21 protein-coding genes are annotated in these 24,602 nt (G+C 61.2%); 17 read left to right on the top strand and 4 right to left on the bottom strand.

Annotation, left to right across the window (positions count from 1 at the left end):
- Positions 1-201 precede the first annotated feature (201 nt).
- The 13 genes from BINDI_RS05875 (at position 202) to BINDI_RS05820 (ending at position 17,792) form a co-directional block, all read left to right on the top strand.
- Positions 202-1,554, top strand: a complete 1,353-nt coding sequence (locus tag BINDI_RS05875) for an ABC transporter substrate-binding protein (protein ID WP_033490707.1) — start codon at positions 202-204, stop codon at positions 1,552-1,554.
- A 157-nt stretch (positions 1,555-1,711) separates the two neighbouring features.
- On the top strand, positions 1,712-2,701 hold the full coding sequence (locus tag BINDI_RS05870; protein ID WP_033490706.1) for a carbohydrate ABC transporter permease: 990 nt from the start codon (positions 1,712-1,714) through the stop codon (positions 2,699-2,701).
- A 4-nt stretch (positions 2,702-2,705) separates the two neighbouring features.
- Positions 2,706-3,605 carry a carbohydrate ABC transporter permease gene (locus BINDI_RS05865; RefSeq protein ID WP_033490705.1) on the top strand — a complete coding sequence of 300 codons (900 nt, stop codon included), beginning with the start codon at positions 2,706-2,708 and terminating at the stop codon, positions 3,603-3,605.
- A gap of 57 nt (positions 3,606-3,662) precedes the next feature.
- Complete coding sequence (locus tag BINDI_RS05860; protein ID WP_148301992.1) at positions 3,663-4,553, top strand: YesL family protein; 891 nt, start codon at positions 3,663-3,665, stop codon at positions 4,551-4,553.
- A 9-nt stretch (positions 4,554-4,562) separates the two neighbouring features.
- Positions 4,563-7,013 carry a family 78 glycoside hydrolase catalytic domain gene (locus tag BINDI_RS05855; RefSeq protein ID WP_052357162.1) on the top strand — a complete coding sequence of 817 codons (2,451 nt, stop codon included), beginning with the start codon at positions 4,563-4,565 and terminating at the stop codon, positions 7,011-7,013.
- Positions 6,952-7,359, top strand: coding sequence for an alpha-L-rhamnosidase C-terminal domain-containing protein (locus tag BINDI_RS07790; RefSeq protein WP_437123899.1), 408 nt, complete (start codon positions 6,952-6,954; stop codon positions 7,357-7,359). Before BINDI_RS05855 ends, BINDI_RS07790 begins: the two co-directional genes overlap by 62 nt.
- 220 nt (positions 7,360-7,579) lie before the next feature.
- Positions 7,580-8,101 (top strand): 50S ribosomal protein L10, encoded by a 522-nt coding sequence (rplJ, locus tag BINDI_RS05850; RefSeq protein WP_033490702.1) that lies wholly within the window; start codon positions 7,580-7,582, stop codon positions 8,099-8,101.
- 101 nt (positions 8,102-8,202) lie between these two features.
- Positions 8,203-8,583, top strand: a complete 381-nt coding sequence (gene rplL / locus BINDI_RS05845; protein WP_033490701.1) for a 50S ribosomal protein L7/L12 — start codon at positions 8,203-8,205, stop codon at positions 8,581-8,583.
- 298 nt (positions 8,584-8,881) lie between these two features.
- Entirely contained in the window at positions 8,882-10,417 is a 1,536-nt protein-coding gene (locus tag BINDI_RS05840) for a glycoside hydrolase family 30 protein (protein ID WP_237742936.1), read from the top strand.
- Between the two features lie 130 nt (positions 10,418-10,547).
- Positions 10,548-12,020 (top strand): glycoside hydrolase family 30 protein, encoded by a 1,473-nt coding sequence (locus BINDI_RS05835; protein WP_237742935.1) that lies wholly within the window; start codon positions 10,548-10,550, stop codon positions 12,018-12,020.
- Between the two features lie 342 nt (positions 12,021-12,362).
- A complete protein-coding gene (locus BINDI_RS05830; protein ID WP_033490698.1) occupies positions 12,363-13,874 on the top strand; it encodes an FHA domain-containing protein in 1,512 nt (503 codons plus the stop codon).
- A gap of 64 nt (positions 13,875-13,938) precedes the next feature.
- Positions 13,939-17,589 carry a PDDEXK-like endonuclease domain-containing protein gene (locus BINDI_RS05825; RefSeq protein ID WP_437123913.1) on the top strand — a complete coding sequence of 1,217 codons (3,651 nt, stop codon included), beginning with the start codon at positions 13,939-13,941 and terminating at the stop codon, positions 17,587-17,589.
- Positions 17,589-17,792 carry a hypothetical protein gene (locus BINDI_RS05820; RefSeq protein ID WP_033490697.1) on the top strand — a complete coding sequence of 68 codons (204 nt, stop codon included), beginning with the start codon at positions 17,589-17,591 and terminating at the stop codon, positions 17,790-17,792. The genes BINDI_RS05825 and BINDI_RS05820 overlap by 1 nt, the downstream gene beginning before the upstream one ends.
- Before the next feature lie 184 nt (positions 17,793-17,976).
- On the opposite strand, the gene mscL is transcribed toward BINDI_RS05820, so the two are convergent.
- The 4 genes from mscL to BINDI_RS05800 form a co-directional block, all read right to left on the bottom strand.
- Entirely contained in the window at positions 17,977-18,507 is a 531-nt protein-coding gene (mscL, locus tag BINDI_RS05815; protein WP_033490696.1) for a large conductance mechanosensitive channel protein MscL, read from the bottom strand.
- 27 nt (positions 18,508-18,534) lie between these two features.
- The gene (locus tag BINDI_RS05810; protein WP_041031344.1) at positions 18,535-19,377 is read right to left on the bottom strand and encodes an SAF domain-containing protein; all 843 of its coding nucleotides are present in this window, start codon (positions 19,375-19,377) and stop codon (positions 18,535-18,537) included.
- Between the two features lie 73 nt (positions 19,378-19,450).
- A complete protein-coding gene (locus tag BINDI_RS05805; RefSeq protein WP_033490694.1) occupies positions 19,451-19,654 on the bottom strand; it encodes an FmdB family zinc ribbon protein in 204 nt (67 codons plus the stop codon).
- Between the two features lie 108 nt (positions 19,655-19,762).
- Positions 19,763-20,527, bottom strand: a complete 765-nt coding sequence (locus BINDI_RS05800; protein WP_081830822.1) for a 5-formyltetrahydrofolate cyclo-ligase — start codon at positions 20,525-20,527, stop codon at positions 19,763-19,765.
- A gap of 194 nt (positions 20,528-20,721) precedes the next feature.
- Here BINDI_RS05800 and BINDI_RS05795 point away from each other — a divergent pair, with 194 nt between their 5' ends.
- The 4 genes from BINDI_RS05795 to hisC all read left to right on the top strand — a co-directional run bounded on the left by BINDI_RS05795 (position 20,722) and on the right by hisC (position 24,586).
- Positions 20,722-21,378, top strand: a complete 657-nt coding sequence (locus BINDI_RS05795) for a GNAT family N-acetyltransferase (protein ID WP_033490693.1) — start codon at positions 20,722-20,724, stop codon at positions 21,376-21,378.
- Positions 21,379-21,482: 104 nt separating this feature from the next.
- The gene (locus tag BINDI_RS05790) at positions 21,483-22,880 is read left to right on the top strand and encodes a hypothetical protein (protein WP_148301991.1); all 1,398 of its coding nucleotides are present in this window, start codon (positions 21,483-21,485) and stop codon (positions 22,878-22,880) included.
- A 178-nt stretch (positions 22,881-23,058) separates the two neighbouring features.
- Entirely contained in the window at positions 23,059-23,352 is a 294-nt protein-coding gene (groES, locus tag BINDI_RS05785) for a co-chaperone GroES (protein WP_033490691.1), read from the top strand.
- Between the two features lie 151 nt (positions 23,353-23,503).
- Positions 23,504-24,586: a histidinol-phosphate transaminase gene (hisC, locus tag BINDI_RS05780; RefSeq protein WP_033491001.1), complete on the top strand. Its 1,083-nt coding sequence runs from the start codon at positions 23,504-23,506 to the stop codon at positions 24,584-24,586.
- The last annotated feature ends 16 nt before the right edge of the window (positions 24,587-24,602 follow it).

The following is a 24,602-nucleotide window of genomic DNA, read 5'->3' as shown; positions in this document are numbered from 1 at the left end:
GGTAACTAACTGAAACAAACTGCAACAAACCAATAGAGGCACTTTTGTCGCCCATATACTTAAAAACAACTGTTGGAAGTGATGCTAAATCAATGGGGAGTGTTCTTTCCGTTATATTTACGGTCATTTGATAGCAGTAAGGAACCGGTGGGCAGTGCTCGCCTGATTCCTCGGCGGTGTAGCCGAAGGAAAGGAAAAACAATGAAGTTCAATTCAGCATGCAAGGCCTTGGCTGTAGCATCAGCGGCCGCCATGCTCTTGGCCGGTTGTGGTGGGGGATCCGGCACGGATGCCTCCGACAAGAGCGGCGCTGGCTTCGACGAGAACGCCAAAACCACCATCTCCCTTGCGGGTTGGTCACTCGACATGACCCCCGAATTCAAGACACTGGCCGATGGGTTCCACAAGGCCCATCCCAATGTGACAATCAACATCAAGCAGTATTCCGCAGACGATTACGACAAGCAGCTGACCGCTGACATTTCGTCGGGCGCCCAGCCCGATGTATTCCCCGTCAAGACCATGGTCAAGTATGTCACCTATGCGGACTCCCAGGGTCTGGCGGACATCTCCGACATCGCCAAGGGTTTCCAGGGCGACAAGCACATCGACCTGAACGGGTACGACCACGATGGCAAGTACTTTGCCCTGCCGTATCGCAGCGATACCTGGGTGCTCTTCTACAACAAGGACATGTTCCACAAGGCCGGGGTGGAGGAGCCCAGCGCCAAGTGGACCTGGGACGATTACACCAAGGCCGCCAAGGAACTCAAGGAGAAGCTCCCGGAGGCGGGCTATGACGGCAACAGCGTCTACCCCATGTACATGCACAACTGGCAGTCCGTCGTGCAGTCCTTCGCTCTGGCCCAGTCCGGCAAGTCGGCGGACGACACCTTCCTCAAAGGCGATTTCTCCTACATGGAGCCCTACTACAAGAGGGCCTTGGAGTGGCAGGACGAGAAGTACACGATCGACTGGAACACCTCCTTTACCAACAAGGTCCAGTATCAGCCGCAGTTCGGTACTCAGAAGGCTGCCATGATGCCTATGGGCACCTGGTATGCCGCCGTCCTGGTGAATCAGCAGCAGACAGGCGAGGCCGATAAGTTCAGCTGGGGCATGGCCCCTGCTCCGCAGAACCCTGACAAGAAGCTGCCTTCGACCCCGATTACCTATGGCAGCCCCACCAGTCTGGCAATCTCCTCCAAGATTTCCGGGCAGAAACTGGCCGCAGCCAAGGAGTTCGTCAAGTGGGCCGTCGGCCAGGGCGGAGCCGTCGAGTTGGCCAAGATCTCCACCACTCCGGCCTACATCGACGACAAGGTGACCGAGACCTTCTTCTCTCCTGAGGGCATGGCCTCTGACCAGGCCTCCAAGGATGCCTGGAGCAAGCACGACAGGAAGATGGAAGTCCCGGTAAGTGCCGCATCCGACACCATCAACTCCATCCTCAAGGACACCCACTCATCGATTATGACCGGGGCAAAATCCCCGTCCGATGGGCTTAAGGAAGCAAGGCAGAACGTCAAGGATCAGGGCGTATTGGACGAGTAGCGCCCGCGGTGGTGGGGAGGCTCCGGGGAAGCAACAGGCCCTGGAGTCTCCCCGCCATCGGCCTTGTGGTTTGGCCTGGTGAGGGCACGGATGGAATGAGCGTGGCAGGTGATTTTCAAACCCATGACACGGTGACGGCAGTAAGGAGCAGGGACAGATGACGGAAGAAACCGGAGTAATCGGCAGCCGACAGGCGGTTGCGGATCGCAAAACCGGGTCCCAGGGACCCGGCGATGGGCGGCGAGCCCCAAAATCCAGACAGGGCAGGTTCAACGCCAAGGCGATTTCACGAAGGAATCTGCGCAATGGACTGATTTTCATTTCACCGAACTTCATCGGCTTCATCTGCCTGACCCTCCTGCCCACATTGACCCTTTTCTATATAGCCTTCACCAAGTGGTCGGCCTTCGGCAAACCCGTCTTCAACGGGGTAAAGAATTGGGTCAGGCTCTCCCATGACAAGATTTTCATGACCTCGGTATGGAACACCTTCTACTACTCGATAGTCCACATCCCCCTGACCCTGATTCTGGCCTTCGCCCTGGCTGTCCTGCTCAATTCCAAGCTGCGTGGTCGAGCCTTCTTCAGGACGGTGGCATTCTTCCCTTACATCACCTCCCTGGTGGCTGCTGCGCAGGTATGGGGCATGCTCTTCGACCCCAAGTCCGGCCCCATAAATTCCTTCCTCAGGCTGTTCATCAGCAACCCTCCCGGGTGGTTGGGTTCGACGGCCTGGGCCATGCCCGCCGTCATCATTGTGGGCACCTGGCGTGAGGTCGGCTATTATATGATCCTGCTTCTGGCTGGGTTGCAGACCATTCCCTCCGAGCTTTATGAGGCGGCCGAGCTTGACGGTACCAGCGGATGGCAACGCTTCTGGCACGTGACCGTCCCCATGATGCGCCCCACGCTCTTCTTCGTCATGATCACCCTGACCATCGGATCCTTCAAGATTCTCGATCTGACACTGGTCATGACCGATGGCGGTCCCGGCACCAGCACCCTGGTGCTGGCCCAGTACATCTACCGTGTGGCCTTCGAGCGTGGCGACTTCGGTTACGCCTCGGCCGTCTCCCTGGTTCTTTTGGCCATCTGCATGGTGGTCACACTGATTCAGTTCTGGTACAACAACCTGAAGGAGGACTGAGACCATGTCCACCAACACAGTGTCTTCGGCCCTTGCCTCGCCTGCCGTCGAGGAGATTCCCTGGAACAGGAAGAAGGCCTCTCCGGCCAAGATCGCCGGGACCATCATCGGGTATCTGTCCATGGTCGTCGTCTCGGCCTTCGTCCTTCTGCCCTTCTTCTGGATGGTGCTTTCCTCACTGAAGCCCAACAACGAGGTGTATGCCATTCCCATCAAATGGTTCCCATCGGTCTGGCATTGGGAGAACTACGCAACCATCTGGACCAAGTCGGATATGACGACCTGGTTGCTCAACACCGTTTTCTTCGCTGTGATTGTGACCCTCCTGCAGGTCTTTACCGGGTCCTTCGCGGCCTATGGTTTTTCGAAGATTCCCTTCAGAGGGCGCACCACTCTTTTCTTGATTTACATCGCCACCATGGCGGTGCCCTGGCAGGCCTACATGATTCCGCAGTTCAAGCTGGTCTCAGCCGTCGGCCTCTCCGATACCAGGTGGTCCATCATCCTTCTGCAGGCCTTCGGAGCCTTCGGTGTCTTCATGATGAAACAGTTCTACGACACCATACCCGAGGACTTGTCCGAAGCGGCCAGACTGGATGGTCTGAGTGAGTTCGGCATCTACTGGAGGGTCGTCCTGCCCCTGTCCGGCCCATCCCTGGCGGCCCTGGCCATCATCACCTTCACCAACACCTGGAACGACTACATGGGTCCGCTGATCTACCTGCGCTCCCAGAAGCTCTATACGATCCAGCTGGGTCTGAAGCTCTTCATTTCCCAGTACAACGCTGATTTCGCAATGATCATGACGGGTTCGGTCATTTCGGTCCTGCCCATCCTGATTGTCTTCCTCCTTGGACAGAAACAGTTCATAGCCGGTATCGCCACTTCCGGCATGAAGGGCTGAGCTTCATACGCGGAGACAGCGAATCAAGCAAGGGCGGACCAGAGATTGGGGCATGGCGTGAGCGTTCGTGATAACCGTGACAGTGAGACCGCAGGTTCGAAGGGGCATGCCATGCGTGCCCTCCTGGGGGTGACCAATTCCGTTGCGGTTGTACTGGGTTCGGGGTTCTGCACCCTCATCGGCATGCTCCCCCTGGTTCTGGTCCTGGTGTTCATGCAGAGTCCGGAGTATTACCCTGCCTGCATTCTGGCCTGTGTCCTGAGTGCGCCTGGGCTGGCGGCACTCTTTGCGGTTTTCCGGGATCATCCCGGTCTGGCCTCGTCCTCCACGGCCATCCGGTTTCATGTTCTGGAGACCATGGAAGAGGAGGGGCGGAAGTTGCCCGATTGGATTGCCCGGCCATACGTGGACCAGTCGGTTACATCAGGGTTCTTCACCTATTACTTCAAGGCGTACGCCCGACTGGCCGTCCGTTCCTGGATGGCGTGGCTTCCTCTTGGCATCATCGCCTTCGCCCTGGTATATGATCTGCAGATTGCCGCGGTGGTCTCATGGGGAGGGCTGCTCTGGCCTTTGATTGTGGTCTGCCTGGTCCTTCTGGTGCAGACGGCCTTCGTCTCCCTGGTTCTGGTCGTGGAGTATCCCAAGGCCGTAATTCGGCGCCTCCTGGTCAACGCCCTACTCCTTTCGGTCAGGCGTTTCTACATGTTGCTGGTCTCCATCCTGGCTCTCGCCGGATATGTCTGGGGATTGCTCAGGTCGCCGATTCTGGTTGCCCTCCTGGGTACCGGGCTGATCTGGTATCTGATTTGGGCGGCCGCCCGTTGGCAGGCGCAGCCCTTCTTCCTGCAGATGGCCAAGGAAAGCCGAGACCCCGTAATCGAGTCCATGTACCGGCAGGGTTCCGGGTCCCCGTCCTTCTCTCCCTTGTCCGACTACCGGCAGTAGAGGGGCATCATGCTGTCAGATTCGAATCATGGAGGCGGGGCCGCCCCGGTACCTGACGGTCGAATTCGGATTCTTGTCAATGACCGGGTGAGCCCGGTTGCCTTGGAACCCTATGAGGTTCCCCGGGTCAGATGGCGCCTTGACCCCATGTTGGCTGCGGATGATTCCGCTTGCTCGGCACGGGTCATCGTGGCCGACAGGCCGAATCCCGACATGGGGAACGGCTTTTCCCGAGATTCCGTTTTTACCTGGGAGAGCGGCATCCGTCCGATTGACGAACTCAACGGGGCTGCACTGCCTGAGGTTCCCATGGGACCCTCGGAGCGGTACTGGCTGAGGGTGGAACTGCTGGATGCCCAGGAGCAGGTGGTGTTTCGGTCCAGGGCCGCCACCCTCGGAACCGGCCCCGGTTCCAGATGGTCGGCCCAGGCCATCTGGACCGAGAGAGACGAATCCCCCCAGGCCCAGAACCGGACCCAGAACGAAGGTGGAAACGCTTGGGGTTGGGCCTTTCTGCGTGGCGTGGTCGCATTGCCTGCCAAACCGGTACGGTGGGCGACCCTGAACGCCACGGCCTCGTCGACCAGGCCGGCCAGGCAATTCGTCTACCGACTCTGGATGAACGGTGCCTTCCAGGGGTGTGGACCGGTCTTCCCCCTGGGCGACGAGGCCCGCTACGACGGGTATGACGTAGGCGGGATCCTGCAGCCGGGCGGAGACAACTTCATCGGCGTCATCGCCTATGCAACGTCGGATCAGAGGTTCGCCGCCCAGCTCGATGTCTGTTTCGAAGACGGACAGGTGGAGCACTACGGCACGGACGCCTCCTGGAAGGCCCTGCCGGGTGGTGCCGCCTTCCCGGACAGCGCCTCCATCGGTACCAGGTACTACCGGGCTCCTGCCGAGGATATCGACCTGTCGTTCTATCCCGGGGGTCTTTCGGCGGCCGGCTTCGACGACAGGGACTGGCCGCCCGCCAGGGTGAAGGAGCCATTCGACCACTGCCTGGCTTCACCTGTTGATTCTTTGCAGACCTCCTACCTGCATCCGAAGAATATCCGCCGCACCACGCCGAAAAGCGTGCTTCTGGATTTCGGCTCCGTGGTGATGGGGGGTATACGGTTGCGGGCGACCCTTTCGGGTGGTATGGATCTTCTGATCCGGTATGGGGAGGTTGTTCAGGACGATGACCGGGTCAGATACCAGCTCTCCGCAGGCAATGTGTATGAGGATCGCTGGCGGATGGAGGCGGGGGAGAATGCGGCCGAGACCTGGGGGATTCGCGTCTTCCGGTATGCGGAGCTGGTCTGTGAGGAGTCGGGGCAGGCTTGGGAAGAGCTGGTCTCGGCCGTCGCCGCCGGGCAGGTGGAGGCCGCCGCTCTTCTGACACCGGCGATTGACACCCATGCCGACTTCCGATCCTCCCGGCCTGTCCTTGACAGGGTCTGGAAATTGGGGCGGGACACCGTCACGAGACTCAATGCCAACATATATGTGGACTCTTGGACCAGGGAGCGGGCTCCCTATGAGGCAGATGCTTGGATTCAGCAGCGGGCTCATCAGGCCCTGGATGACGCCCCGTCCATCGGCCGCTACACGGTGGATTATCTGGTGGGAAATCGAACCTGGCCCACCGAGTGGCCCCTGTATTCCATCCTGGCCGTGCACGATGCCTGGATGTCGACCGGCGACCTCGGTCAGATGCGCAGTCGATACCGGCGGCTCTGTAGTCTCCTGCCCTTCAGGTACCTCGACCGGGAGAGCGGCCTGGTGGTCAAGGAACCGGGCCGGTCAAGCCAAATGGACGGGGATCTGGTCGACTGGCCTGAGAGCGAGCGTGACGGGTATCTCTTCGGCAGGGTCAATACGGTGGTCAATGCCCTATCCTCCCGTGCCTTCGCCGATATGGCCGATATGGCCAAGGCCCTGGGCCGCCATGGTGATGCCGTCCTCTTTGCCCGCGTGGCCTCCAGGATGCGTGCCGCCATCAACGATCGTCTCTATGACCCCTCTGCCGGTGCCTACTGGGATGGACTGGATCACGGACCCTCCGGACGTCCCCTGGCCCACCACTCCCTCCACGCCTCGGCCTTCGCCCTGGCCTTTGCGGAACCACCCAGGGGGAGAATCGAACGGGTGGGGGACTTCCTGCGCGGTCGGGGTATGGCGTGCAGCGTTTACGTGGCGGCCGTCTATCTGGATGGCCTTTACCGGTCGGGCCTGGGGGCGGATGCCACTGCTCTGATCAGTGCAACCACAGGCTTACGGACATGGAATCACATGCTCGATCAGGGCAGTGGTGGAACCATGGAGGCCTGGGATCCCTGTCTTAAGCCCAATACCACCTACTCCCACCCCTGGGCCGCATCGCCTGTCTACCTCCTGCCCTCTGGCCTGATTGGGAATTCGTCCCTTGGAGCCTGGGTGCCGCTCCCTCGCCTGCATCCCGCAACCCGGTGATCTTGAACAGGCGGCTGTGGTCCTGCCCCTGCCCAGGGGTGACCTGTCGGTGGGTTACCGGACTTCAGGACCGGTACGGACCGCTGGTGGTCGGACCAGCCTCTCCGGCATCCGAATGGAACTCGATCTGCCGCAGGGGTGCCGTGCCCATCTGGTTCTTCCCCCGATGATTGGGGTCGGCGCGGGGCAGGAGGTCGCCGTCACCGTTGATGGGGTCGATACGGTGGTCAAGGCCGAGGGGGATGGAATGGTGCTTGGCCGCACCGTATGCCCGAGGGGTTCCCTTCCCCTGGAGCCGCTGGGGGCGGGAGCCCATACGGTCAGTGCCTGCTCGCCCTTGACTTGACCTGGTCCACCCGGGTGTGTACAGTTTCACTCCGTACACCAAAGACTGTTGGTCGGGGCCGTAAGGTCCCCGAAGTTCGGTGCGCCGAGCCAGCACAGGTTGAGTTTATCGGGTTGTTCTATCCGATTCGTTTATGCTCCGCCTGTGAGTGGGGTATTCCCCTTTCTTCTGCTGGTTCCTTGTGCTGGGCTATGCCATGGTCTACTCAGGAAGGAACGCCATGAAAAGGCCCGAAAAGGAAGAGGTCGTCGCCAGGCTGACGGACAAGTTCCGTGACGCCGACGCGGTGATCCTCACCGAGTACCGCGGGCTCAGTGTTCCGCAGGTCGCCGACCTGCGAAGCAAGCTAGGCCGCGATACTTCCTACTCAGTGGCGAAGAACACGCTCGCCCGTATTGCAGCCGGGGAGGCTGGCATTGAGGGTCTCGATGAGATGCTCGCCGGTCCCTGCGCCATCACCTTCGTCAAGGGTGATTACGTCGAGGCTGCCAAGACGCTGCGTGATTTCGCCAAGGAGAACAAGGCACTGGTCGTCAAGGGTGGTTTCATTGATGGAACCGTCGTCGATGCCGATGCCGTGAAGAAGATCGCGGATCTGGAGTCTCGCGAGGTCCTGCTTTCCAAGATGGCGGGCGCGCTCAAGGGCACCATGTCCAAGGCCGCCAACCTCTTCGTCGCTGTGCCTACCAAGGCCGTGCGCACCTTCGATGCGCTGCGCGAGAAGCAGGAAAAGGCCGCTTGAGTTCAAGGCCCTCGGCCCTGATTCAAGCTGCTGTAAACAAAAGAATGTTCGGTGGCCGGTCAACCAAATACACCGGTTGCCACAAATGAAAGGAAGCCATCATGGCTAAGCTCTCTGCTGATGAGCTCATCGACGCGTTCAAGGAAATGACCCTGGTCGAGCTGTCCGACTTCGTCAAGAAGTTCGAGGATGAGTTCGACGTTGAGGCCGCCGCTCCCGTGGCAGCCGTTGCCGCCGCCCCCGGTGCAGCCGCACCGGCCGAGGAGGAGAAGTCCGAGTTCGACGTCATCCTCTCCAGCGTTGGCGACAAGAAGATCCAGGTCATCAAGGCCGTTCGCGCCATCACCAACCTGGGCCTGGCCGACGCCAAGGCTCTGGTCGACGACACCCCCAAGCCCGTTCTGGAAGGTGCCAAGAAGGAAGACGCCGACAAGGCGAAGTCCCAGCTGGAAGAAGCCGGCGCCACCGTCGAGCTCAAGTGATTGCAGGCTCCTGAAGGAGCTGCTTGAACTGCAAGCCCCGCACCATGGTTCTCCATGGAGCGGGGTTTTTCATATCGCAATGAGGTTTGGCCGGGTCGGAGCGGAGCCGACGAGGGGGAACCTTCATCGATGTAGATGGGGCGTTCGCGACCGTCGTGATGATCTATATCAGCAGTTGATTGTTTCTGACTCAAGTTGAGCAATAGTGATTAAATATGTTACTATGCCTCTGTATCTTGGTTTACTGCCCTGATTCTTCCCGTTCGAGGTCGACGTTAAGAGGAATGCAATGACGCACATGTTCAGCAACCAGTATTGGACCGTGACATCGGGAGACCTGTCGGACCGGCGGCGCCCCCTGGATTCGCCGGGGTTCGCCGATACCCCTGATGGTGCCACGCCGATAGTCATCGACCCGAGTCAACAGCATCAGCCCTGGTTGGGTGCCGGAGCCGCCATCACCGATGCCGCAGCCTCGCTGATCTGGGGATGCCAGTCCAAGGAACAACGCCATGCCATGTTGGACGACATGTTCAATCCCGACAAGGCCGGGTTCTCCTGCATCCGCATTCCCCTGGGGTCCTGCGAACCGTCCTCCCAGCCGTATTACACCTATGACGACATTCCCTACGGGGACCATGACAAGGACCTGAAACACTTCTCCCTGGGTGAAGGGGAACCGGGCGCGCCCGATGCCACCAAGGACTTCAAGTACATCATCCCGGTCGTCAGGGAAATCCTCTCCATCAATCCGGCCGTGCGAATCATCGCCTCCCCCTGGAGCGCCCCGGCCTGGATGAAGAACACGGGGCATCTCTGCCAGGGTGGTCACCTCCGGTTCAATGAGTGGACAGGCAATGGGTATGACCCACTGGAGGATTCGTTTGAGGGGGTCTATGCACGCTACTTCGCCAGGTACGTGGACGAGATGGAGGCCCTGGGCATCCCCATCTGGGCGGTCACGGTCCAGAACGAACCTTCCAACGCGGCTCCCTGGCCCGCCATGACATGGACCCTGGCCCAGCAGGCGGACTTCGCCCACAGATTCCTGCGCCCGGCTCTCGATAGGAGCCACCCTCAGGTCAAAATCTTCATCAACGATGATTCCGCGCACAGCCTGACCGGTCCGGTCGACCGGGACGTCAGCCCGGCCCAGGCTGGATCGATTGACGGCCTGACGCTCCATGTGTATGACGACGACTACGCCAAGCTGCCCAACGCCACCAGGGTCTACCCCCAGTGGATCTATGGGATGACCGAGCGCAGGTGCATGCTCAACGAGACGGTCGAGGACGCGGCCCACATCATGTCGGGCGTGATTGGAAACTGGCTTGTCCGGAACGGGGAATCCTTCATCACCCTCTGGAACATGGCACTGGACGAACGGGGCCTGCCCAACCAGATCGGAGCGGATGGCCGCCGTGGCGTCGTCACCATCGACCGTGCCACCGGGCGGGTTCGCCGCAACCTCGAGTACTTCATGCTCAGGGCCTTCGGTCAGGATGTGGAACCGGGGTCCAGGGTCATCGAGTCCAGTAACTACACCCCCAACGGATGGAGCGGAGGCCTGGGGTCGGTGGCTTTCATGGCCCCGGACGGGTCCATCAGCGCCCACATCTACAACCCGACAGGTACCCCGATAAGGGCGGCCGTCACTGTGAACGGGTGGGGGAATCGCTGGCAGCTGGTGTCGGTGCCCGCCTGGGGAACGGTGACCATGCACCAGTCGGATGATTCAAGGATCAACAGGTCGTCGGTTCCGGATGATGGGGAGTTCGTCCTGGATATTCCCGCTTCGGGTCTTATGGATGACAAGGCCCCGGGCAAGTCCTGAACGTGACAGAGCGGCAGGGTGGGCCCGGGCAAACCCCAATGGCGGTAGTCGTGGAAATTCGTGAAACGAGGCAAGCATGAAAGAACTATGGACAATCACATCGGGTGACCTCTTCCAAAGGCGTCGGCCAATGGACTCTCCGGCCACGGTGTCAGATCCGGGTCAGGCCGTCCCGATTCAGGTTGATCCGACCCGGCAGTATCAGCTTTGGGAGGGTGCCGGAGCGGCCCTGACCGATTCCAGTGCCTACCTGTTCATGACCAGTATGGACGCGGGTCAGCGCAGCAGGATACTGACCGAGATGTTCGATCCGGCCCAGGGTGGATTCTCTACCCTCCGCATCTGCATCGGGTCCTGTGACTTTTCGAGCCAGCGTTACTACTCGTATGACGACCTGCCCGATGGCGTGGTGACGGATGCGGCCCTGGATCACTTCTCCATCGGCGAGGGGGAGCCCGGCTCTCCCGATGCCACCAGGGACATGAAGTATGTGGTACCGGTCCTTCAGGAGATCATGGCCATCAACCCCGGCATCCGTATCCTGGCCTCTCCCTGGACGGCTCCGGCGTGGATGAAGACCAGCAACCGACTTGAAGGGTCGGGCCGGTTGCGGCTGGGTGAGTACTGTGGCAACGGGTACCGGAACAAGGACAAAATCGATTACGTCTACGCCCAGTACTTCGTCAGGTTCATCCAGGCCTACCGCGACTTGGGCATCCCGATTGCAGCCGTGACCATGCAGAACGAACCCTCCAACAATCCCTCCTGGCCCATGACCGTCTGGACCCCGGAGGAGCTGACACGTTGGGGCGTTGACTATCTGCGCCCGGCCCTGGACCACAGTTTCCCCGAGGTCGAGATATTCTTCGGGGATGATGGACTTCGGTTCTTCACCCGGCCTGTCAGTGAGTACATGACCCCGACCGAGTCCCTCAGCTTTGCCGGCTTCGCCCTCCATACCTATTCCGGTCTGCCGAAGTGGGTCTTCAACGCAAGCCGTCAGTTCCCCCAGTGGAGGGGCATCATGAGCGAGCGTCGTTGCATGCTGGATGAGACCGTTGAAGAGGCCAGCCATGTCATGTTCGGCGAAATCGGCACGGGCCTGGTCCGCCAGGGCGTGGGCATGATCGATCTGTGGAACCTGGCCTTGGACGAGCGTGGTCTACCCAGTTGGGCCAAGACCGTGGGCCGCCGTGGCGTCATCACGATTGACTCAGGGACCGGCAAGGTGAAGCGGAACATGGAGTACTTCATGCTGCGCAACTATGGCCAGGACGTGCCGGTGGGGGCGCGCAGGGTTGCCTCCACCTCCTATACCCCTGATGGCCGCAGGGGTGGCCTTGGCTCGGTGGCCTTCGTCCGAGGGTGTGGAGAAATCAGTCTCATCCTCTATAACCCGACCGGAACCCCCGTTCAGGCGGCGGTCGGCATCAATGGTGAGGGGGCCAGGTGGCGACTGGTTGAGGTTCCGGCCTACGGCACGGTTTCCTACCATCGGGTTCCCGGCGAACGGATCAATGACTCCACTGTTCCCGATGATGAGGAGTTCGAGGTCTACATGACTCCCCACCCCGAGGATGACAGGGATGAGACCGATGTCTGACGGCACTCGGCACTCTTGACCGGCAGTGATCTGCTGCACGGTCGTATCGGTTCCGGCCGACGCCTTTCGGGGTGTCGGCCGGAACCGATTGTACTTTTGATCGTCCTTGCCGCCGGGCGTCCCCGGCGTTTGCGGATAAGTCCTGATTTCGTGTAATGGGGCTCTGGGATGGGTGCCCGACCTGTCGATGATGTGGATGATGTGCCGGTTATCGGTCGATTCATATCGCGGGCGGACCTATTTCAGGATTTCATGACACAATAGCCTTATTACTGTGTGAAGGCGGCTGCAGATTGGGAGGTCCATAGCGTGAGTGACGGTCAGAGACCAAAGCTGGAGTGGATGATTAAGGTCAATGGGGTCGAAGAGACCAGACTGGAACCCGGTCAGAGCTTGGAGATTGGGCGTAAGCCCCTGAGGCCTCTCGGCGATGATGGCAGACGACGCCTTGAGGTTCCCGATGGGACCAAGTCCATGTCCAAACGCCATGCCGTTTTCACCTATGGCGAGGATGGTTCCGCTGTCCTGCGTGACATGGGATCCACCAATGGCTCCTATCTGGTTCAGGGCGATGGTTCCCTGGTCCGTCTGCCCAGCCAGGCCGACTTCCTTCTGCCGGGATCTTCCGTGCGTTTCCAGTTCGGGGATGTGCCGGTGGACTTCGTTCAGGTCGAGGCACAGGTCCGGGCGGAGGACAGCCAGGCCCGCCAGGTGCCTGATCTCTTCTCCTACGCGAATGAGCGGAGGGAACCAGTGGAACCGGATGCCTCCGGTATGTCGGTGGACGACATCCTTGACATGAGGGCGGGCGAACCGACGGGTATTTTCCGTGCCGACGGGGTCCGGAACCGGGTCAGTGCCCTGCATGACATGGCCTTGGGTGCAGGTGATGCCGCAGCCACCCAGTCGCAGATTCCCTCCCAGGGTGACCAGGTGCCAGCACAAAATGTACAGTCTGCAGGAGCCCCATCACAGCCACGGCCCGATGTTGAACCCCAGGCACAGACTCGGCAGCAGCCCCCGGCCCAAAACCTGCCAGAAACGTCTGAGCAGCAGGTGCCCGCCCAATCCGCGCAGGGCAATCAGCAGGTGGATGGTCTGCCGGTCCTGGCCCAGCCTGTAGGACAGGAGGGGAAGCCTCCGGTCCAGCGCAATCTGTTCGACGATGCCAGAAACGCCCAGGCAGGCGAGGCGGGTACTCCTGCCCCGGCTGAGCAGGGTCAGCCCCAGCCTCAGGTTCGGCCGTATGCAGGTGCTATGCCCCAGTCGCAGGCCCAATCACAGCCTCAGGTCCAGCCCCAGCCTCAGGCTCAGCCGCAGGTTCAAGCCCGACAGCCGTTGCCAGTCCAGACCCAGACCGGTATGCAGCCGGCTATCCAGCCGCAGCAGCACGCTGCCCAGGTCCAGCACGAAACCTCAGCCCAGCAGCCCACACAGGAGGGGGCCTTCCAGCCACTCGGCGCAGTCGAACTGGCCCGTATGGCCCAGCAGGAACAGGAAATGGCCGGGGAGCGCCAGGAGATTGAGGTCAGTTCGGCAGATGCTGAGCAGACCTACCGGCCTGCATTCGAGCCGGGTTCCGTCTTTGATCGGGTTGCCAAGGGGGAGTATGGCAATCAGGAGGAAGTCATCGAAGTGGATGGGATGAGTTCGGACGACGCCAAGCGCACCTCCGATTTCGCCCTCCAGTTCGAGATGGCCAAACACACCCAGTTGCTGCCCTTCCTGGCCATGAATCCTGCCCTTTATGATGACCTTTACGCCTGGTTGTCCGCCCAGGGCAACGAGGATATCGATGAGGCCCTTCAGGCCAATGAGGGCTATCGCGAGTATCTGAATGCCACCGGGAAGTGAGTCAGGAATGAGCGAACAGATAGTGAACAGTGACGAGATGGCCCAGGAGCAGGGAAGCGTAGGAATGAGCCAGGAAGATCGAAACGGGTCCGCCCGCGAACCTGAGCGGGAAGAGACCGGCATGTCTGCCTTGGACCGCATCCGGTCGTGGAGGCAGGACTACCAGAACCAGGCCGGGGTCACCCCCCTGGAAAACGTTGGGCAACTGGCTGCGCAAATGGATCTGACCCATGCCCATCCCTCGGGAATCGCCCAGCTGTTCGCCAGCGGGCAGGTGCACCTGAATGCCCTCTTCAGGGACAGGGGGATGCTTCGCGCCGCCCATCGACGTCTGGAGCGGGTACTCGACGACCAGGCGGCAAAAGAGCGTATAAGCGGTTGCGCCCAGCTCTCCCTGGTGGTGGGTGTGGCAGCCTGGCAGGGCAAGGCCATGCCCGTCCTCCTTTACCCGGTCTGCATCGAGGAAGGACGGGAAGGGGCATCCCGGGCCTCCATCCGCTTCACGGGAAAGGTCGACCTGAATCCGGTCTTTATCTCCGCCATGCGGGAGAGGGGGGTCAATCTGGACACCTCCAGGCTCTTCTCCGCCTCGCACTACGAAGGTGGCACCCCAGAGACCTCGTCCCTCTTCAAGGACATGACCGAGCTGATTGCCCCCAAGATCAACGACTTTACGATTGAACGGAAAATCGTTCTTGGATGCTACATCGAGCCCTCCGCCCAGCTGCTGGGGGAGAGCCTGACCATCCTGGACAGGATGGAGGCCGGGCCGACCGGCAATGATCTGCTGGATGCCATGGCAGGAGACCAGGAGGCCTCTGCCAGGCTCAGGGGCGAGTCCGTACCTGAGTACAGTCCTTTCGATGCCGACCCGCACAGTGAATTCGAGGCCGGAGACGTTGATAACCAGGTCAGGTATGCCGCCCAACTGGTTGGCTCGGGCCACAGCGTCCTCCTGGATGAACAGACCGGTCGGGAGAGCGCGGAAGATGCCCTGGCCATCGCAGCCCGCTGTGTCGCGGCGGGGCGGACGGTTCTCTACGTGCCCTGTGTGGTTGAGCAGAAGCGTCGGTTCCAGCACCGGCTTGAGGCCAACGGCATGGCTGATATGGTCCTTGATATGACCGACGGTCAGTTCAGTCAAGCCCTGGATCGACGTCTGATTGATGCTGTGGGCTTCAAGCCCGGTAAGGCGACCGAACACTTCGACCAGGTGGCCGACGAGTTGGTGGGCGTGCGTACCCGGCTCACCCGGTACCTGGGCGACCTGCACGGTGTGGACACGGGTTGGGGAGTCTCGGCCTACCAGACCATCCAGAACCTTGCCCAGATTGCCAACCTTCCCTCCCATCCTGTGACCAGGGTCCGCCTGAGTGCGGCTACGGCCCACTCCCTCCAGGCGCAGATGGATGTCTGGGCCGAGAAGTTGGAGCGTGCGGCTCAGCTGGGTGAATTCACCATCGGGCCCGACGACACCCCCTGGTTCGGGGCCACCCTGACCAGCGAGAATGAGGCCGTGGACGCCTATGCCAGGGTCGTCCGCCTCCTTCAGCGGCTTCTGCCCGCCACCCGTGAGCAGGTCAAGTCCACCGTGGAGACCTGCGGTTTTCCGGTGCCTGCCACTGTTCGTGACTGGGGGAAGCAGGTGGTTGTCCTGAAGAACCTGCGCCGGGTCCTCGACGTGTTCCAGCCAGCCATTTTCGAGCGTGATATTCCGGCCATGATCGAGGCCACCAAGTCCAAGGCCGACCGAAAGGCCAACGGAACCAATCTTGGCTTCTGGGAACGCCGTCGACTGGTCAAGGAGGCCAAGAGCCTGCTCAGGCCGGGTGCCCAGGCCGAAGACCTGCATGCGGCACTTCAGGTGGTGGCCAAGCAGGCCGACCAATGGCGCACCTTTGTTCCCCATGGCGGCTGGCCCGTTCTTCCGCCCAAGCTGGATACGATAATCGACACCCAGGATGCCCTGATCCAGGACATGACGGCCCTGGATACGGTCCTGACCACCACGCCCAGCGGCGGCGACCTGGAAATCATGGAATTCAACAAGGTGGAGGAGAGGCTCAAGGCCCTCTTTGATGACCACCTGTCCCTGGATACCCTGCCGGAGCGTTGCTCCCTGGAAGGGGAGTTCAAGGCTGTTGGGCTGGATGATCTTGTTCAGGACCTCCGCACCCGGCAGGTGGAGCGCGAGGCCGTCCGAGGAGAGCTGGGGCTGGCCTGGTGGACCACGGTCTTCGATGACATCATGCACTCCTCCCAGATCATCTCCAACCAGGATGGCTCGGCCCTGTCCAATGCCGCCGAGCGTTTCAACCAGGTTGATGCACAGCACGTGGACAGTGTTGGACCCATGGTGGCCCAGGAGAGCGAGAAGCGTCTTTCGGAGCTGCTCTTCTCCCGCACCCAGGAGGCCAACCAGTTCCATACCATGCTGGCCGGGAACCCCAGCGCATCCCTGTCGGCCTTCCAGCAGGCGCATCCCGGCATTCTGGCAGCTACAAAGCCCATCATCATCGCCACCCCTGCAACCCTGGCCACCCGGACCAATCCGACTCAGCTGGCCGATACGGTCATCATCGATGCCGGGGCCCATATGCCCTCCATCCAGGTCCTGACCGTCCTGGCCAGGGCCGGGCAGGTGGCGGTCATCGCCCATCGTCCGACCATTACCTCGGAGGGTCTCCTCCAGCTGGTCGACCAGCTGGTTCCGGTCCAGGCCCCCGCCCGCCCGTCCAGACGCAGCCCGCTCCTGTCCGGCTTCCTCCAGGGGCATGGGTATGGAACCCTTCCCGCTTCGCTGCCTTGTGAACGATCCTGCGGAAGGGTCAGGCTGACCAGGGTCGAAGGTACCGGTGTGCCAGTCATGGCGACCGGCCTGGTCGAGTCCAACCAGCAGGAGGTGATGGCCGTTGTGGACCTCCTCCGGCAGCGGGCGGCCTCCTTCTCCATCGTGCCTGCCTCATACATCCTGACTGTCGTGACCCTCTCCTCCAACCACCGTTCCAGGTTGGGGGCCGAGTTGAAGGCCGCGGCCGCCAAAGATCAGGCTTTCGGCAAGTTCCTCCGACATGTACGCATCATCGGTATCGATGAGGTATGCGGGGCCAAGGCCACGGATGTGGTGCTGACCCTGGGCTTTGCCAAGACCTCCCATGGTCGTCTCCTGCAGCAATTCGGCGAGCTGGAGGGTGACGGCGGCAGCGGAATGCTCCTGGATGCTCTGGCCTTGGCTGACCGTGACCTGGATATCATCACTGCGTTCGAATCCCAGGACCTGGAGGACGATCGTCTCCACCAGCCTGGCCCCAAGCTCCTGAAGGAGCTCCTGGCCTGGGTTGAGGGCCTGGGTGATGAAGAACCCCAGCCGGGTTCGGCATCCGAATCGACCAACGTCCTCTTCCGTGACCTGGCCCAGCGTCTGCGCTCGCGTGGATTGGATGTTGCGGTCGACTACGGATATGAGGATTCCCCCAGGATTCCGCTGGTGGTTGGTCTCAAGGACAAGCCCTACGCCCTGGCCGTCCTGACCGATAATGTCGAATTCATGCATACCCAGTCCACCCGTGAGCGCCATCGCTTCAACACGGAGGACCTGCAAAGGCTGGGTTGGTCCGTCATGACCGTCTGGAGCGTCTCGACCTTCGTCAATCCGGATAAGGAAGCCGACCGTATCGTCGCCCGCTTGGCGGATATCTACCAGCAGGCCCACTGATGGTAGAAGCGGAAAGTCCTGGTCGTCCCCGCCGACACCGTCGTGTGGTGCGCACGGGGACGGAACGGTTCGATGCCGACAGCACCTTCATGGATTCCACGGATAGGCAGACCGAAGAGGACCGACGGAGCGAGGATGACCGTCGCATCCTGGACGAGCTTCCTCCCCACTGGGGTCTCTTCCCGGCTGAGGGCAAGGACTGAGCATCGGATGGCCGACTCTTTGTCTGCGGGCCGCTCTCCGGACCGGGAGTCCGTTTGAGTACTGAAAGTCCCTGCCTGCAACCGGTTGTTCTGGTTGCAGGCAGGGACTCTTTTTGAAATCCGGCCCCCGTCGGGAGCGTTCCCCTCGGGGCTCACCTTGCCATGATTCCAGGCTGTTTGAAATTCACAGGCTGGATTCGGGACGCTCTGCAGCATGCTCACCCTGGTTTTCATCCGTCCGGGTTGCGCGGATGTCGGCGGCAATCTGCTGCAGGAGCTGGAGGGTCTGGTCCTCGGTGGAGGGGGTTCCGGGCTTGTCCTTGACCCCTGAGGCCGCCCTGCTGATCTGCCGCAGCTTGTTGATCGGCAGGATGATGCAGAAATAGACGGCAAGGGCGATGAGGAAGAAGTTCAGCAGGGCCGTGAGCACCGCACCGAAGGATATGGTGGCGTTCCGGTAGGTGATGGTCAGTAGTCCCGACAGGTCCGGCTTGCCGAAGATCATGGCGATCAAGGGGCTGATCAGGTTGTTGACGATGGAGTTGACGATGGTGGTCACGGCGGAGCCCATGACCACACCGACGGCCATGTCGATCATCGACCCCCGGGAGATGAACTGCTTGAACTCTCCCACCACGCCCTTGTTGCTGACCTCGGAGATTTTCCTGGCCGCCTGTGCGGTCTCCTCGACTGCGAAATGATTGATTGAGTCCATGACTTTCCTCCCTATCCTTCACTGTGCTCAAGGCACATGTGTCTGGATTCCTGTTTTCATTATCGGTGTCATGGCCTCGGGATGGTGCTTATTGTCTTCGGAGGGTGTCGGACCGGGGCCCTCGATACCGTCCCCGTTCTTCAGGCGGACGGCCACCAGGGGAGTGTCCGGGTCCATGGAGAGGACCCTCACAGCATCATCGGGCTCCATCGCCATGGTGACAAGTCGAGCCTCCTGCTTGGGCGTGGAGGTGTCCGGGCCGGTGGTTGATGAGGTCTTGGGCTTCGGGGGGAGGTTGAGAATCAGTGCCTGCTGTGATAGGACGCATGGCCCGTCAGAACCGGAGTCGCCGGTTGCCGAAGTGGGGTGGACGACAAGATTCGAAGGGACTGCTTCCTGAGGCTGACAACCGTGGGGAGCCAGCAGCTTGACCTGGTCGCCCGGGTCCAGGGAGTCGGTGCTGCTGGACAGGTGGAGGCTTACGGAGGTCGTCCCGGGTGGTTCCGGATAACGGCCGGCGACCATAACATCCAGAAGTGGGCGGTCTCGGGTGACGGATACCCGGGTGATTTGGCCCAGGACCTGGTCGGGTGAGGAAAAAGAGCCGGGCAGATCGTAGGAGCCGGTCATGGTTCTGGTCGAGACCATGGATGTGGTGATTATATCGCCGCGGGCTATGTCAGAGACTGCAACAAGAATCTCCCGGTGTCCCATCAGGCCCATCAATATCTGCAGGAGTGAAAAGACCGCCAGACCCAGGCAAAATGAGGCGCCCAATCGGCGTACCGTATGGAGGCGCCGTCGAACGGCCAGTTGGTTGTCTGTCCGACCGGAAGGGCCGTGTGCCCTGGAGAGATGAAAATCAGCCATGGACCCAGGCTGTCAGGTGATTACCTGATTTGCCGGGTTCCATGGCTGATGTGGTCAAGTATGACTGGAAGTGCTACTTGCCGGAGTCGGAGGACCCCGAGGCCCCATCGGTGCGATAGAAGCCGTGCCCCTTGAACTCGATGGGAACAGCGGAGAAGACCTTGCGGACCTGTTCCTCATTGCACTTGGGGCAGATGGTGATGGGGTCGTCGTCGAAGGACTGCTCCTCCGTGAAGTCGTAACCGCAGTTCTTGCAACGGTAATGATAGGTAGGCACCGTTCGTTCCCTCCGCTGGTAATCGTTCTCTACACGAGTCTGGTCAACACCCACATCCTAGCGGTACTGGCGACCATAGGCGGTGGGTTCTGACTCTTCCGACCCTTATTATGACCCGAAAGACGCTCGACGTGACCGGCCTGCCGCTGTAAGCGTGAATCCCGTCGGTGTCAGGACGGCATCGACAGGCAGGTCATGGGGCAGGTGGGGGAGAGGATCCGTGACCAGCTCCTCCTCCCAGCAGATGCCCACAACCAGGGCTCCGTCCGTCCGATTTACCAGGGCCCGGTCGTACCAACCGCCGCCCCGACCCAGCCTGGTCCCCAAGGTGTCTATGGAGAGGGCGGGTACCAGAATCAGGCGGGCTCCGGCCAGGCTTTCGGCAGGTAGGCTGACGCCCTCGGGTTCATCGGGCCGCCAGCCGCCGATGGTCTCCATCCGGCCCAGGTCGGTCGGTCCGCTCATGAGGCCCCATCCGACCTCCAAGCCGGTGCCCAATTTGGGTATGAGGACCTGATAGCCGCAATCCAGGAGGGTCTTGAGGAGGTCGTCCGTAGGAACCTCACCCCGTATGGAAGAGAAAGCAGCGGCCCTCGGGATGTCGCCAAGGACGGCTTCCTCCCTGCCGTGATCTGACGCATCCATCCGGTCTTCTTCTTTCGATGCAACCATCGGGAGAACCGATTCGAGCAACTGCACGGCCAGATTCCGACCAGCCTTAGAGAGTCGGTCGTCGCTGATGTGGTGCCGCTCCGACAAGCGCCTCTTGCGCAGGGCGTTCTTGCAACTCCCATTCTGGTCCATGACCCCACCGTGTGGGGTTTGGGCGCTCGCGCCCATCCTCCCCGTGCTCGGGTCGTTCTCCACTGGCATGGCTTCTCCTATCCGGTGGTTGACGAAACGCGACCGGAGACGTGAGCGGCAACATGACAGTGTGCCGGGCCGTCAGGGTCATAAGGACCGTTTTATCAGGAGATTCCCACGATTGGTAGCCCCCAGCGGTGGCCGGACGAGGATACCGGTGAGTTCGGGGCGATTTGGCGATCGTTTGGTGAGACCATGGAGATATGTCCGTCCTCCAGTCCTTGCGTGATGCCTGGCATGGCAGTCAGTCCCGTGATCAGGCCCGTGCCCTGATTCTCCCCGATCGGCTCACTGCGCCACCGGGGCACGGTGATTTTTGCCTGAGACCCATCCGGGAGAATGACCAGGAGGAGTGGAACCGGGTGCGGTGGGATAACCGGGACTGGCTTGCGCCTTGGGAATCCGGCGACCCCACGCACGGCCCCGGCATGAGTTACGCCCAATGGATGAGCTCCCTGGAGCGGTCCAGGCGTGAGGGAAGTTCGGCCCTCTTCCTGATGGAGTTTCAGACCAGGCTGGTCGGGCAGGTATCACTTGGGGCAATCTGCTACGGGGCCATGCGAACGGCTGTGGTGGGCTATTGGGTCGCCGAGAAGTGGATCGGTCATGGTTTCGCACCGCTTTCCCTGGCCCTGCTGGCTGACTGGGCCTTCCGGGCCGATACGGGCCCTCATCTGCACCGCATAGAGGTGGCCATTCTGCCGGAGAATCAAAGATCCCTTGCCGTGGCACGCAAGGTGGGTCTGAAGCCTGAGGGGCTGAGAAGGGGATACATGTATGTGAATGGGGCCTGGAGGGATCATCTGACTTTCAGTCTTTTGTCGGAGGATTACGATCCGCGGATTCTGGACCGGCTTTAGGGCCGTTCATGATCCGTCCCATTCGTCCAGGAAAGGTCCAGAAGGCCGACACGCCTCGCCTTCCCGGTCTATTTGGGGTATGCCGTCAACTAACGTAGGGCCTTATGGTTTACGAATCGCTCAGCAGCATCGTTATGGTGGTGATTGCGGCGATTCTGGTACTGGCTTGGTTGCCGGGGCGGACCGTAAGAGGTATGAAACGGGCCTCGGAGCACCGTCAGGACAAGCTGTCCACCTCCCTTCACATGGTTGGGGAGCAGGACGGCATGCGGTTCGGTGATGCCGGGCCGCAAACAGCGAAAGGGTTGGTCATGCAGCAGAAGCAGCAGGACAAAGCCTCGCTGGGTGAAGCCCAGCGAATCCGGCGCGTTCGGCAGATGCGCCGGGAGGCGATTCGCAGGCGGCGCATTCTGGTCGTCTCCCTGCTGGTGGTGACGGCCCTGGTTGCCGGGTTCTCCTTCCCTATGGAGTACAGCTTCTGGTTCATGCTCATTCCCCTGGCTCTGACGGTCATGGTTCTGATTGCCGGGGCCCATGCATCGGCTCAGGCCCGTGCCTGGGAGGCCAACCTGGCCCGGCGCAAGGCCCTCCAGCGTCGCCAGCGAGCCGCCAGCCTGACGAAAGGTGGCGGCCGTCCTTCCGGCAGGGCCGCCGTGGCTCCGGCTGATGGCGGGGAGTCCGTGGGGTCGCCCTCGGAGATTGCAACGGATGTCCTTGACCAACAGGAAATCAACCGGACCATTGCCAAGGCCCGCGAGGACAAGCGCGCTGCCCTGAGTGCCCGTAAGCGCAAGACCGAAAATGCGGCGACGAATACCGGGACCGGCGAGAAGGGTGCAACCAAGGGCGGGAAGACCCCGTCGGCGGATGCCAAGATTGCCGATCGCTCCGAGCACCGTGGCGGTGTACGGAATGCTGCTGAGAGGAACTCCACTTCAAGTGCCGAGAAAGCAGGGCAGCCTGCCGGGGCCGGGAAAACGGGGAAGGCTGCACGGAAGGCAGGAAAAGGTACGGTCTCTCTTCGAGGACAGCAGGTCAACCTGGAGTCCTTCACTGCTGCTGCTGCTGCTCAGGTATCGGGCGACGCGGGTCAGGATGCCACCCACGAACTGGAGCGGATCAAGCCCTCTCCTGCCCTGGACGCCTTTGAGATGGCCGCATCCCAGGATTTGATTTCCTTCTCCCTGGGTTCACCCCGGAATGGATCGATGCCGGAGTCCGAAGGGCCGCAGAGTCTGGAGATCAAGTCCACAAGGCAGGTCTCCAAGGCCGAGCCAGCCAAGGCGGAAACCCGAGGGAAGAAGGCAGGGAAGCGAAAGAACGCCGACCGTGCAGGCAAGACCGGAACCGGCTCTTCCGAAAAGGGCCGGGTGGATATGCCCAAGGACTTCCATCAGCGTGAGATGGAGGCCGACGTGGAGGTTCCCAAGCAGAGCTCGGACTCGCTCTCCATCGGAGTCGAGGCCATCCTGGCCCGTCGGCAGCCGTCCAGGCAGGACTGAGTGCCCGACCCTGCGGTGACTGTTCACTGTCGGCATTAGCACTCAAGTTGGCAGAGTGCTAATTTCGCGCTACGATGACAGGTAGCGCAAAGGAATGCGTGGTGAGTGTTCGTCAGCCTCTCATCGACGTTCCGGCGTGGGTTTATTGGCTGTTCTCACAGATGTAGGGAGGTCCACAGTGTCGATTGCACTCACACCGTTGGAAGATAAGATCGTCATCAAGCAGGCTGAGGCGGAGACCAAGACCGCTTCGGGTCTGGTGATTCCTGATACCGCCAAGGAGAAGCCCCAGCAGGGCGAAGTCCTGGCTGCCGGTCCCGGACGCCGTGATGACAAGGGGGAGCGTATCCCCATGGATGTCAAGGTTGGCGACAAGGTTCTGTATTCCAAGTACGGCGGCACCGAGGTCACCTATGGTGGTGAGGACTACCTGATCGTGTCCGCGCGCGACGTGCTGGCCATCCTCAAGTAGGCTGGACCTTATCGATTTTTCTGGCCGGGTGCCCTGAGGGGCCCCGGCTTTTTCGTATCCGGGCGCCGTCCGGGTCCGCCATGCGAGCCCTGTGGTGTCGTAAGTGGTCCTGAAGCTTGTGCCCGGCGCATGGCTCGCTACCATGGTGGCCATGGCATACAGACATCGCTCTTCCATTGACGCCCTGCCCGGCTACAGGCAGGGCAAGGCGGCTCCGGTCACCCCGGGACTGACCCCCTATAAGATCTCCAGCAATGAGAACCCCTATCCTCCTCTGGCCGCTGTCAGGGAGGCCGTGTCGGACCGGGCCCTGGTGCACCTGAACCGCTATCCGGATATGCGTGGGACGGTGCTCGTCGAGCGCCTGGCCCGCCTGCACCAGGTTGCCCCGGAGAACATCCAGCTGGGGTGCGGGTCGACGGAGGTCATCACCCAGCTGGTCAATCTTGTGGCCGGCGAGGGGGATGAGGTGATGTATCCCTGGCGGAGTTTCGAGGCCTATCCCATCATCGTGACCGGTGCCGGAGCCACCTGCGTGCCGGTGCCGTTGAACGACAGGGGCGGGCACGACATCGAGGCCATGATTGCCTCTCTGACCGACAGAACGCGCCTGGTCATCGTCAATAATCCCAACAATCCTACGGGTACTTCGGTTTCGCAGGAGGAGGCGCTGCACCTGCTTGAGGCGGTGCCCGATGATGTCCTGGTTCTCTTCGACGAGGCGTATTTCCAGTTCAATGACGATCCCGCCCAGGCCAAGGGGCTGGAACTCATGCGGAATCATCCCAATGTGGTTGTGGCAAGAACCTTTTCCAAGGCCTATGGCTTGGCCGGCCTGCGCATCGGCTACGCTGTGGCACCGGCCGAGGTGGTCCAGGGACTGAGCAAGGTGGCCCTGCCCTTCGGTGTCAGCGACATGGCCCAGGAGGCCGCCATGGTCAGTCTCGATGTGTCCGACCAGCTCCGGGATCGCGTGGAAGGCATCATGAAGGAACGAGCCAAGGTGGTTGCCGCCCTGGAGGGGCAGGGATGGTGGATTCCCCGCTCCCGGGCCAACTACTTCTGGTTGCCCCTGGGTGGGGCCACGGACCAGGCCTATGAGAGCTTCCTTGCCAACGGTCTCGCGGTCAGGGCCTTCCCGAACGAAGGCATACGCATAACCATCGGGGAGGCCGAGGCCAACGACCGGGTCATCCGGGTCTGTGCCGATCTTAAGGAGCAGGGGCTGATCTGAGGATTTGTGGGAGCCG

The organism is Bifidobacterium [indicum] DSM 20214 = LMG 11587 (assembly GCF_000706765.1).
Lineage (GTDB): Bacteria > Actinomycetota > Actinomycetes > Actinomycetales > Bifidobacteriaceae > Bombiscardovia > Bombiscardovia coryneformis.
This window is presented reverse-complemented; position numbering and strand designations above follow the sequence as displayed.